Annotated in this window: 1 protein-coding gene and 1 pseudogene; both read left to right on the top strand. The window is 69.8% G+C overall.

Annotated features, from left to right (window positions below):
* Window positions 1-108: 108 nt before the first annotated feature.
* Window positions 109-7,116 (top strand): annotated as a pseudogene (locus UK23_RS27905) (type I polyketide synthase); the annotation flags it as partial.
* A 131-nt stretch (window positions 7,117-7,247) separates the two neighbouring features.
* Window positions 7,248-13,364, top strand: a 6,117-nt coding sequence (locus UK23_RS27900) for a type I polyketide synthase (protein WP_045314630.1), incomplete at its 3' end; no start/stop codon positions are given.

Below are 13,364 nucleotides of genomic sequence, written 5' to 3'. Positions count from 1 at the left end.
CAATCTGTGGACAACTCGGCGCCTGTGGACAACTCGGCAGTTGTCGATCTTGCCGACCCGGAACCGTCGGCCTCGAGTGAGACGATTGGAGTGGGGACCTCGCGTCCCCCCAAGGGGGCCCCCGTCGTTGTTTCGGCGAAGTCCTCCGATGCTCTGCGCGCTCAGATCGACCGGATCCGCGCGGTCGAGGCGGACCAGCTGGACCTGGCGTTCTCGGCGGCGACGACGCGCGCGCAGTTCGCGCACCGGGCGTTGCTGATCGACGGCGCGGAGGTCGCGAACGGTGTGGCGCGCAGGGCGGGCACCACGGCGTTCCTGTTCACCGGCCAGGGCTCGCAGCGCCTCGGCATGGGCCGCGAGCTGTACGCGCGGTTCGCGACGTTCCGCGAGGCGCTGGACGAAGCGCTGGCCCACCTCGACCCGGCCCTGAAGGACGTCATCTGGGGCGAGGACGAAGAGAGGCTCAACCAGACGGGCAACACGCAGCCCGCGTTGTTCGCGATCGAGGTCGCGCTCGCCAAGCTCGTCCAGAGCCTCGGCGTGCTGCCCGACCACGTCGCCGGCCACTCCATCGGCGAGATCGCGGCCGCGCACATCGCCGGCGTGCTCACGCTCGAAGACGCCGCGAAGCTCGTCACAGCACGCGCGAACCTCATGCAAGCCCTCCCGTCCGGCGGCGCGATGGTCTCCGTCCTCGCCACCGAAGCCGAAGTCGCCAAGCAGATCGGCAAGTCGAAGAAGGTCTCGATCGCGGCGGTGAACGGACCGGCGTCGATCGTCATCGCGGGCGACAAGGCGAGCGTCGCGAAGATCGCCAAGAAGTTCGAGAGGACCAAGCAGCTCACCGTCAGCCACGCGTTCCACTCGCCGCTGATGGACCCGATGCTGGACGACTTCCGCGCAGCGATCAGCACGATCACCTTCACCGCGCCCCGCATCCCGATCGCCACCACCGGCGACGTGACGACGATCGACTACTGGGTGAACCACGTCCGCGACACGGTCCGCTTCCACGACAACGTCCAGAGCCTCGGCAACGTCGACACGTTCGTCGAGATCGGCCCGGACGGCGTGCTCGCGGCCATGGTCGACGGAGCCGTCGCGACCCAGCGCAAGGACCGCGACGAGGTCAGCGCGTTCGGTCTCGCGCTCGGCACCCTGCATGTCCGCGGCGCCGACATCGACTGGCGGCAGTACTTCGCGGGCACCGGAGCGAAGCGCATCCCGTTGCCCACCTACGCGTTCCAGCGCGAACGCTACTGGCCCACGACGACGTCGAAGTCCACAACGGACGACTGGCTCTACGAAGTGGTGTGGGAGAAGCACAACGCCCCGACCACGACGGACGGCACCTGGCTCGTCCTGGGTGACGCAACGGGTTTCGCGGGCGCGACGGTGACCGAACTCGCGCCGGGCGACTACGCGGGTGTCATCTCGACCACCGGCGCCAGTCCGTTCGAGGTGCTGAACACCTTGGAAGCCAACAACATCACCGCCCCGCTGTGGTGTGTCAGCAGCGAACCCGCTGTCTGGGGTGAAGGCCGGGTCGCCGCATTGGAGCAGCCGGAACGCTGGGGCGGCCTGATCCGCGTCGAAACCGACACGTGGGCCATTCCGCGCGGCGAGCAGGAAATCGCCTTCCGCGACGAAGGTGCGTTCGTGCCACGTCTGCGCCGCATCGAGGCCACGACCCCGTGGACCCCGACCGGCCAGATCCTGCTGGTCGGCGCTGAGGGCCCGATGGGCGAGCAGCTCAAGACGTTGCCGAACACCACCGACACGCTCACCGACGACGTCACCGCCGTGATCCACCTCGGCGGCGTCGACTCGCTCCGGGAGCTCGACGAACAGCTGGGCGACCGCGAGCTGGAAGCGTTCGTGATCTTCGGTTCGGTCGCCGGCACATGGGGTTTCCGCGGCCAGAAGCAACAAGCCGCGCACTCCGCGATCGTCGAAGAGTTCGCCAGGCAACGGAAAGCCCGTGGTCTCAGGGCGACCTCCATCGCGTACGCGCCGTGGGAGGGCACGACCGACCAGAGCATGACCGCACATCTGAGGATGAGCGGCCTCCCGGTCCTCGACGCACCGCACGCCCTCGTCGCGCTGCACCATGCTGTCGCGAGTGGACGGACGAACGTCGTCGTCGCGAATGTCGACTGGAGCACGTTCCAGCAGTCCAACAAGCTGTTCAGCGCGTTCCAGCAGCAGAAGCCCGTCAACGAGCCGGTCCTCAAGCAGACGCTGGCGAAGCTGCCCGAGTACGAACGCCACGGCGCGCTGCTCGCCCTCGTCCGCGAGAAGGCGGCACTTGTCCTCGGCCACAACGGAACCGAGGCGATCGAGCCGGACGTCCCGTTCCGCGACCTCGGCTTCGACTCGCTCACCGCAGTCGACCTGCGCAACCAGATCCAGGCCGAGTCAGGCCTGAAGCTGAGCGCGACGCTGGTGTTCGACTACCCGACGCCGAACGAGCTCGCCGAGCATCTGCTCACCGAACTCGTCGGCGGCGCGGACGAGGTCGAATACGCGGTCAGGACGGCCACCGACGAACCGATCGCGATCGTCGGCATGGCCTGCCGCTACCCCGGCGACGTGCGGTCACCGGAAGACCTGTGGCAGCTGCTGCTCGACGGCCGCGACGCGATCGGCGACTTCCCCGCGGACCGCGGCTGGGACCTCACCTCCCTCTACAGTGGACAGAGCGCCACCCGCAGCGGCGGATTCCTCTACGACGTCCCGGACTTCGACCCGGACTTCTTCTCGATCTCGCCGCGTGAAGCGATGGTCATGGACCCGCAGCAGCGCATCGTGCTCGAGACGGCCTGGGAGGCTCTGGAACGGGCCGGCGTCGACCCCGCGACGATCCGCGGCAGCGTCACCGGTGTGTTCGTCGGCGGTGGCAGCGGCGAATACCGGCCGTCGGCCGAGGAAACCGGCCTGGAGTGGCAGACCGCGCAGTCCGCGTCGCTGCTGTCCGGTCGCCTCGCCTACACGTTCGGCCTGCAGGGGCCGACGGTCTCGATCGACACCGCGTGCTCGTCGTCGCTGGTGTCGCTGCACCTCGCTGCCCAGGCACTGCGCACGGGTGAATGCGAGATGGCGCTCGCCGGCGGTGTGTGCGTGATGTCGACGCCGGTCGGGTTCATCGAGTTCAGCGCTCAGGGCGCGCTGTCGGAGGACGGCCGCTGCAAGGCGTTCTCCGACAACGCCGACGGCACCGGCTGGGCCGAAGGCGTCGGCATGCTGGTCCTGGAACGGCTCTCGGACGCTGTTCGCAACGGTCATGAGGTGCTCGCGGTCGTGCGCGGGTCGGCGATCAACTCCGACGGCGCGTCGAACGGCCTCACCGCCCCGTCCGGACCCGCCCAGCAGCGGGTCATCCGGCAGGCGCTGGCGGCCGCCGGGCTGCGTCCGTCCGATGTGGACGCCGTCGAGGCCCACGGCACCGGCACCAAGCTCGGCGACCCGATCGAGGCGCAGGCGCTGCTGAACGTCTACGGCCAGGACCGCTCCGCACCTCTGTTGCTGGGAGCGGTCAAGTCGAACATCGGCCACACGCAGGCCGCGTCCGGTGTCGCGGGCGTGATCAAGATGGTGATGGCGATGCGGGCGGGCGAGCTGCCGCGCACTCTGCACGCCGAGACGCCGTCCTCGCACATCGACTGGAGCACCGGCGCGGTCCAGCTGCTGCAGGAACGCACCTCATGGCCTGCCGTCGACCGCGCACGCCGGGCCGCCGTCTCGTCCTTCGGCGCCAGCGGCACCAACGCCCACGTGATCTTGGAAGCGCCCGGCTCGGGGATCCCCCCATTTTCCAGCGTACCGGATGAAAGTGCTGGTCAAGGGGCCGCTGGGCGATCTGTGGATAACTTTGGAGTGGTTCCGGTGCTGGTGTCCGGGCGGACGCCTGCCGCGCTGCGTGACCAGGCAGCGCGCCTGCTCGACGTCGACGCGGACCTGATCGACATCGCCCGTTCGGCGGCGACCACGCGGGCCTCGTTCGACCAGCGTGCGGTGGTGTTGGCGAGCAGCCGCGAGGAGCTGACCGACGCGCTCGCGGCGATCGCGTCGGATGTCCGGAACCCGCTGGTGATCAGGGACGAGGTGGCGCGCTCCGGCAAGCTCGCGTTCCTGTTCGCCGGCCAGGGCTCGCAGCGCCTCGACATGGGCCGTGAGCTGCACGCGCGGTTCCCGGTGTTCGCTGCGGCGTTCGACGAGATCCTGAGCCACCTCGATCCGAGCCTCAGGGACGTCATCTGGGGCGACGACCAGGACACGCTGAACCTGACCGGCACCGCGCAGCCCGCGCTGTTCGCGGTCGAGGTCGCGCTGTTCCGCCTCGCCGAGTCGTGGGGGCTCAAGCCCGACTTCCTGGCAGGGCATTCGATCGGCGAGATCGCGGCGGCCCACGTCTCGGGAGTGCTGTCGTTGGAAGACGCGGCGAAGCTCGTCACCGTGCGCGCCAAGCTGATGCAGGCCCTGCCCGAGGGCGGCGCGATGGTCGCGGTGCAGGCGAGCGAGGACGTTGTGCTGCCGCACCTCACCGACGGCGTGGCGATCGCGGCGGTCAACGGTCCGGACTCAGTGGTCATCGCCGGACCCGAGGACGCCGTGGTCGCGATCGCGGAACGCTGGAAGTCCAAGCGTTTGCGCGTCTCGCACGCCTTCCACTCGCCGCTGATGGACCCGATGCTCGACGAGTTCCGGTCCACTGTGGAATCGCTGACGTTCCACCAGCCGCGGATTCCCGTGGTGGCGGAAGGCGATGTCACGTCGGCGGAGTACTGGGTCCGGCACGTGCGGGAGGCAGTGCGGTTCGCGGACAACGTGCGGACGCTCACCGAACGCGGCGTCACGACGTTCGTGGAGCTGGGGCCGGACGCGACGCTGTCCGGGCTGGTCGAGGGCGGCATTCCGGTGCTGCGCAAGGACCGCGACGAGGAGCAGTCGATCGTCTCGGCGCTCGCCCGCCTGCACGTCCGCGGCGTGAAGGTCGGCTGGGCCGGGTTCTTCGGTGCCGGCAAGGCAATCACGCTGCCGACCTACGCGTTCCAACACCAGCGGTTCTGGCCGTCGACGATGGTCAGCACGGCGCGGCCCGCCGCACCGGCCGGCGACGACGCGGCGTTCTGGGCGGCGGTCGAGGGCGAGGACTTCGGGTCGCTGCAGAACGTCCTGAGCGTCGACACCGGCGCGCTGGAACAGGTGCTGCCCGCACTGCTGGACTGGCGCAAGCAGCGCAACGACCTCGCGCTCATCGACAGCTGGCGGCACCGCATCACGTGGAAGCCGTTGGACACACGCAGGTCAGGTGACCTGAACGGCACGTGGCTCGTCGTCACGGCCGGAGCTGACGAGTGGAGTGACGCGGTCATCGACTCTCTCGGTACCAGCGTCGTGCGGCTTGACGTCGTGGCTGCGGACCGTGAAGCCATCGCGGCTGGGCTGAGGTCGCTCGGCACGTCGTTCGCCGGTGTGCTGTCGCTGCTCGGACGTGCCGACGCGGGTGAGACGAGCGCGCCGCAAGGCGTGCTGCTGACCGCCGCGTTGATCCAGGCGCTCGGCGACGCGGGCATCACGGCGCCGCTGTGGTGCGTGACCCGTGACGGAGTCGCCGTCAACGGCACGGCTTTCGAGGACCTGACGCAGGCCGCGATCCACGGCCTCGGCCGGGTCGTGACCCTGGAACACCCGGAACGCTGGGGTGGTCTGATCGACCTGCCGGGCGTGATCGACGACCGGGTCGCGAACGGGCTCACGTCCGTCCTTTCCGGACTCGACGGCGAAGACCAGGTCGCGGTCCGCTCCACCGGCCTGTTCGGACGACGCCTGGTCGCCGCACCGGCAGCTGTTCCCGCGCGGGAATGGCGGCCGCGCGGCACCGTCCTGATCACCGGCGGCACCGGAGCGCTCGGCGGCCACGTCGCCCGGATGCTCGCGCAGAACGGCGCCGAGCACCTGGTCCTGCTGAGCCGCAGCGGTCTGAAGGCGGACGGTGCTGCCGGGCTGCGGGCCGAACTGGTGGGCCTCGGTGCCGACGTCACGATCGCCTCCTGTGACGTCGCGGACCGGAAGTCGTTGCAAGCGGTGCTTTCCGCGATCCCCGGACCGTTGACCGGCGTCGTCCACACCGCGGGCGTCATCGACGACGGCGTGCTCGACAAGATGACGCCGGAGCGGTTCGAGGCGGTGTTCCGCAGCAAGGTCACGTCGGCACTGCTGCTGGACGAGCTGACTTCGGACCTGGACGCGTTCGTGCTGTTCTCGTCCGCGTCGTCGTCGGTCGGCAGCCCCGGCCAGTCGAACTACGCGGCGGCGAACGCGATGCTCGACGCGCTGGCCGACCGCCGGCGTGGCCAGGGCCTCGCGGCGACGTCGATCGCGTGGGGCGCGTGGGGCGGCGGCGGTATGGCCGACACAGAGGACGCCCTGGCCAACGCCAAACGTGCCGGAATCGCTTCGATGGATCCCGTCCTGGCGTGCGAAGCGCTTCGACAGCTCGTCGGCGAGGGGCTGCCCACGGCGGTCGTGGCGGCGGTGGACAAGGGCCGGTTCTCCGGTGGGTTCCGCCCGAACCCGTTGCTGCGTGAACTCGCGACGGAGTCCACTGTGGAGGCCCCGGTCGCGGAGGGTGCGTTCCGGGAGAAGCTCTTGGGGCTGCCTGCGGCGAAGCGGTTCGACGAAGTGCTGGAGCTGGTGCGGACGCGGGCGGCCGAGGTGCTCGGTCAGGCCGATGTCGACGCCGTGCGTCCGGACCGGCCGTTCCGCGACCTCGGGTTCGACTCGCTCGCGGTGGTCGAGCTGCGCAACCAGCTCAACGCCGCCACGGGCCTGTCGCTCGCCTCGACGCTCGTGTTCGACCACCCGTCACCGGAAGAGCTCGCGACGCATGTGCTGACCGAGCTGATCCCGGATGCCGCCGCGGGTGATTCGGAGGAGACGGAGATCCGCGACCTGCTGGCGCGGGTGCCGCTCGCCCAGTTGCGCGAGATCGGCGTGCTCGAGCCGTTGATGCAGCTCATCGGCAAGGGAACGGCGGCTCAGGATGACGAGGACATCGACGAGATGAGCGTCGACGACCTGATCCAGGCGGCGCTCGACGGTCAGGCCGACTGACCGCGGTGGTGTCGACGGCCGGCTGCCCCTCGGGGTGGCCGGCCGTTTTTTTCTGAGGAAATCGCTACCGCTTCGGCTGCTGGAATTGCTGACGGGAAGACCGTGTCCGGCTGGACTGACGGAGCTGATGAATGAGTACCTCCAGCGAGAAGGTTGTCGAGGCTCTCCGCGCCGCGATGAAGGAGGCGGAGCGGCTGCGCAAGCAGAACAGGCAGCTCGTCGCGGCCGCCACCGAACCGATCGCGATCATCGGGATGGCGTGCCGCTTCCCCGGCGGCATCAGCTCGCCGGAGGACCTGTGGGAGCTGGTGTCGTCCGGGCGTGACGCGATCACCGGCTTCCCGGCTGACCGCGGCTGGGACGTCGACGCGTTGCTCGGCAGCGGCGTCGACGAGCGCGGCCACAGCGTCTCGGTGCAGGGCGGGTTCCTGCACGGCATCGCGGACTTCGATCCGGCGTTCTTCGGCATCTCGCCGCGTGAGGCCGTCACGATGGACCCGCAGCAACGCCTGCTGCTCGAGACGTCGTGGGAGGCGCTGGAACGTTCCGGCATCGACCCGACCTCACTGCGCGGCTCACGCACCGGTGTTTTCATCGGCACCAACGGCCAGGACTACGAGCACCTGCTGATCCGCGGCCTCGACGACGCGACGGGCGACGTCGGCACGGGCATCGCGGCCTCTGCCGAGTCCGGTCGCATCTCCTACGCCCTCGGCCTCGAAGGCCCGACGCTGACCGTCGACACCGCCTGCTCCTCGTCCTTGGTGGCACTGCACCTGGCCGTGCACGCCCTGCGCGCGGGGGAGTGCTCGCTGGCGCTGGCCGGCGGTGTCAACGTCATGTGCACACCGGGCTCGTTGGTGGAGTTCTCGCGACAGGGCGGACTCGCGCGCAACGGCCGATGCAAGGCCTTCTCCGACGACGCAGACGGCACAGGCTGGTCCGAGGGCGTCGGCGTTCTTGCTTTGGCGCGGTTGTCTGACGCTGTCGCCTCGGGCTACCCGATTCTCGCCGTCGTGCGCGGCTCGGCCGTCAACTCCGACGGTGCCTCCAACGGCTTCACGGCTCCCAACGGCCGCGCACAGCAACGCGTCATCCGTGCCGCCCTCGACCGCGCCGGCCTGTCTCCCTCCGACGTCGACGTCGTCGAAGCGCACGGCACCGGCACCCCGCTCGGCGACCCGATCGAGGCCCGCAGCCTCCTCGCCACCTACGGCGCTCCCCGCCCCACACCGCTGCTGCTCGGTTCGGTGAAGTCGAACATCGGCCACACCCAGGCCGCCGCCGGTGTCGCGGGCATCATCAAGATGGTCGCCGCGATGCAGCACGGCGTAGTGCCCGCCACTCTGCACGTGTCGAGCCCATCCACACACGTCGACTGGACCACCGGTTCGGTCGAACTCGCCACCACAGCCGTTGCGTGGCCCTCCTCCGACCGGGCGCCACGCGCTGCCGTCTCATCCTTCGGCGTCTCCGGCACGAACGCCCACGTGATCTTGGAAGGCCCGTCCGCCCCGGAATTGTCAGACCTGCCTGAGACGATTGGAGTGGGGACCCGGCTCCCCCAGGGGGCCAGCCAATCGGGATCGATTCCGTGGGTGGTGTCGGCGAAGTCGGAGGCCTCTCTCGCCGCGCAGGCCGAGCGGGTGCGCGCGCTCGATGGTGACGCGGTGGATGTCGGGTTCTCGTTGGCGACGACGCGCGCGTTGTTCGAGCATCGCGCGGTGTTGCTGGACGGGGCTGAGATCGCGGCAGGGCTGGCGCGGCGGACCGAGTTGGCGCTGCTGTTCTCCGGGCAGGGTGCGCAGCGCGTTGGTATGGGCAAGGAGTTGTACGAGGCGTTCTCCGTATTCCGTGAGGCGTTCGACGAGGTCCTGCAGCACCTTGAACCCGGACTTCGCGACGTCATGTGGGGCGATGAGGAAGCGCTGAACCAGACGGGCAACACGCAGCCCGCTCTGTTCGCGTTCGAGGTCGCCCTCTACCGGCTGCTGGAGTCGTACGGGGTCACAGCCGCGCACGTCACCGGCCACTCGATCGGCGAGATCGCCGCCGCGCACATCGCGGGCGTGTTCAGCCTCGAAGACGCGGCGAAGCTCGTCACCGCACGCGCGCGCCTCATGCAGGCCCTGCCGACCGGCGGCGTGATGATCGCGTTGCAGGCCACCGAGGACGAAGTCACGCCGCACCTGACACCGGGCATCTCCATCGCCGCCATCAACGGACCGGACTCGCTCGTCATCGCGGGCGCGGAGAAGGAAGCCCTCGCGCTCGTCAAGCACTTCGAAGGCCGCAAGACCAAGCAGCTGGCCGTCAGCCACGCGTTCCACTCGCCGCTGATGGACCCGATGCTCAACGACTTCCGGGAAGCCATCAGCGGCATCACCTTCCACAGCCCGGCGATCCCGATGGCCGGTGACGTGACGAACCCCGAGTACTGGGTCCGCCACGTCCGCGACGCCGTCCGGTTCCACGACGCGGTGAAGGCACTGGGAGACAAGACATTCCTGGAGATCGGCCCCGACGGCGTTCTCGCGGCACTGGTCGACAGCGCCATCCCGGCGCAGCGCAAGGATCGTGATGAGCGCACCGCGTTCATCACCGCGCTCGCACGACTGCACGTCGCAGGCGTCGCAGTCGACTGGAAACCGTTCTACCCCAATGGCAAGCGTGTCGATGTCCCCACCTATGCGTTCCAGCACGACCGCTACTGGCCGTCCGTCTCGGTCAGTGCGGGCGGTGACGCCACCGGCCTCGGCCTGACCCCGGCGGGCCATCCGCTGCTGGGCGCGGCGATGACCGTCGCGGGCTCCGGCGAGCTCATCCTCACCGGCACGCTGAGCAGGACATCCTGGCTCGCGGATCACGTCGTGTTCCCGACCGCGGGCGTGCTGGAGCTGGCGTTCCGGGCCGCTGACCTCGCGGGCTACGAGCGCGTCGAGCAGTTCACCCAGGTCGCGCCGCTGGTGCTGCCGGACAGCGGTTCCGTGCAGGTGCAGTTCCAGGTCGGGCGCGATGGCGCGTTCCGGTTCCACGCGCGGCGCGGCGACCAGGACTGGGCCGAGCACGCGAACGGCCGGCTGGGACAAGGCCTTTCGATCCCGGCCAAGAACACGGAGTGGCCGCCGAAGGGCGCGACCGTCGTCGACCTCGACGGCTTCTACGACGAAACGCCTTACGGAGAAGCGTTCCAGGGCCTGCGCGCGGCGTGGCGACGAGGCCAGGAGGTGTTCGCCGAGATCGCGCTGCCCGTCGACGCCAAGGGTTTCGGTGTTCACCCGGCACTGCTCGACGCGGCCACGCACGCGGCGGCGTTCCTCGGTCTCGAAGGAATTCCTGCGCACTGGCAGGGCGTCTCGCTGTTCGCGAGCGGCGCGGAGGTCGTCCGGGTTCGGATGTCCGCTGTGGACGGTGGAATCGCACTGAACGCGGTCGATGTCGCCGGTGAGCCTGTGCTGGCAGCCGAGTCCGTGACCCTCGAGCCGCTCGGCGAGCTCACTGAGCAGACGAGCGTCGACTCGCTGTTCCGCCTCGACTGGGTGCCCGTCACCTACACGCCCGGTCACGCGACGCTCGTGCACGTGACGGGTGAGCAGTCACCAGCCTCGGCGCACGCGTTGGCGGCGGAAACGCTTGCCACGCTTCAGGAAGCCGAGGAGCGGCTGGTCTTCGTCACGCGCGGCGTGGTCACCGGTGACGACGTCGCGGCGGCCGTGGTCTGGGGTCTGGTGCGGTCCGCTCAGACCGAGAACCCCGGCCGGTTCCTGCTCGTCGACCTCGACGACGCCCCCGAGTCGGAGGCGCTGCTGCCCGGCCTCGCCGGCCTGATCGACGCGGGGGAGACCCAGGTCGTCGTGCGCGCGGGTGAGGTCTTCGCGGGCAGGCTCGCCCGTGTGACCGAAACCTTTGTGCGCGAATGGGATTCGTCCGGCACCGTCCTGATCGCCGGTGGCACCGGTGGGCTCGGCGCCGTCATCGCCCGACACCTCGTGACCCGTGGACAACGCAAGCTGCTGCTGGCCAGCCGCCGCGGCCTCGACGCCCCTGGTGCAACCGATTTGCGCGATGAGCTGGTCGCGCTGGGCGCCGATGTCGAGGTGAAGTCCTGTGACGTCACGGATCGCGCCGCCGTCGCCGAACTGCTCGACGGCGTGCAGCTGACGGCCGTCATCCACACCGCGGGCGTGCTGGACGACGGCGTGATCGGTTCGCTGACGCCCGAGCGGCTCTCCGCCGTGATGCGCCCCAAGGTCGACGCCGCGTGGAACCTCCACGAGCTCGCCGGCGACGCGCAGCTCATCCTGTACTCGTCGGTGTCCGGTGTGATGGGCGCCGCCGGCCAGGGCAACTACGCCGCCGCCAACGCCTTCCTGGACGCCCTCGCCGCGCACCGTCACGGATTCGGCCTGCCCGCGCTGTCGTTGGCCTGGGGTGCCTGGGACACAGGTATGACGTCCACTTTGGACGATGCGGACCTGCGGCGCATGCCGATGCTGTCCGTCGAGCAGGGCCTCGCACTCTTCGACGCGGCCATCTCCTCCGGCGAGTCGCTGCTCGTCCCGCTCGCTTCTGGTGGCGGTACGGCGCAAGGCGATGTCCCCGCGATCATGCGCGGTCTCGTGCGGGCGGGCCGACGCACGGCGGCGCGCGAGATCGTCGCCGGTGGTCTGCTCGCCAAGCTCGGCGGGCTGCCCAACGCCGAGCGCGTGCGGATCATCGTCGACGTCGTGCGCGGCGAGGCGGCGAAGGTCATCGGTTACGGGAACACCGACGCGGTGGGCGCGGAGAAGGAGTTCCGCGCGCTCGGTTTCGACTCGCTGACCGCGATCGAACTCCGCAACGCCCTGGCAACGGCCACCGGTCTGACGCTGCCCGCCACGTTGATCTTCGACTACCCGACACCGCTCGTACTGGCCGAGCATCTGCTGGCCGAACTGACCGGCGAGGGCGCGGATCTCGACGTGTCGGCGCAGGCCATCGCGGCCGCGGACGACCCGATCGTGATCGTCGGCATGGCCTGCCGCTTCCCCGGTGGTGTCTCGACGCCGGAGGACCTGTGGCGGCTGCTCGCCGACGGCACCGATGCGATCGCCAGCTTCCCGACCGACCGCGGCTGGGAACAGGACGCGCTGGCGGCGGGCGGCACGGTCGAGGGCGGGTTCCTCTACGGCGCAGCGGAGTTCGACCCGGCGTTCTTCGGCATCTCGCCGCGCGAAGCACTCGCGATGGACCCGCAGCAACGCCAGTTGCTTGAGGTCGCCTGGGAGGCCGTCGAACACGCGGGCATCAACGCCGCCACGCTGCGCGGCTCCAAGACCGGCGTGTTCGTCGGCACGAACGGACAGGACTACACGAACCTTGTGCTGCGTGCGCGCAGTGACGTCGAGGGTCATGCCTCCACGGGTCTCGCCGCCGCGGTGATCTCCGGGCGCCTCTCCTACACCTTCGGCTTCGAGGGTCCCGCGCTCACGATCGACACCGCCTGCTCTTCTTCGCTGGTAGCCCTGCACCTGGCCGCTCAGTCGCTGCGATCGGGCGAGTCCACGATGGCGTTGGTCGGCGGTGTGACGGTGATGTCCACACCGATGAACTTCGCCGGTTTCAACGCCCAGGGCGGCCTCGCGGCAGACGCCCGTTGTCGCGCCTTCTCCGACAACGCCGAAGGAACTGGCTGGGCCGAGGGCGTCGGCGTGCTCGTGGTCGAACGCCAGTCCGACGCTTTGCGGCAGGGCCACACCGTTCTGGCCGTCGTGCGCGGCTCGGCCGTGAACCAGGACGGCGCCTCGAACGGCTTGACCGCCCCGAACGGCCCGGCCCAGCAACGCGTCATCCGCCAGGCTCTCGCGAACGCAGGACTGTCCACTTCGGACGTCGACGCCGTCGAAGCGCACGGCACCGGCACCAAGCTGGGTGATCCGATCGAGGCGCAGGCCCTGCTCGCCACCTACGGCCGCGACCGCACCGGCGCCCCGCTCTACCTGGGCGCGATCAAGTCGAACCTCGGCCACACCCAGGCCGCTGCGGGCGTCGCCGGCGTGATCAAGATGGTGCTCGCCTTCCAGCACGGCCTGCTGCCTCAGACCCTGCACGTCACCACGCCGTCGTCCCACGTCGACTGGTCCGCGGGCGCCGTCTCGCTGCTCACCTCGAACACCCCGTGGCCGGCCACCGGCCGCCCGGCCCGCGCCGGCGTCTCGTCCTTCGGCCTCTCCGGCACCAACGCTCACGTGATCTTGGAAGCGCCGGGC

Source organism: Lentzea aerocolonigenes (assembly GCF_000955955.1).
Lineage (GTDB): Bacteria > Actinomycetota > Actinomycetes > Mycobacteriales > Pseudonocardiaceae > Lentzea > Lentzea aerocolonigenes_A.
Note: the sequence above shows the minus strand (reverse complement) of the source record. Positions and strands in the feature narration are given on the sequence as shown.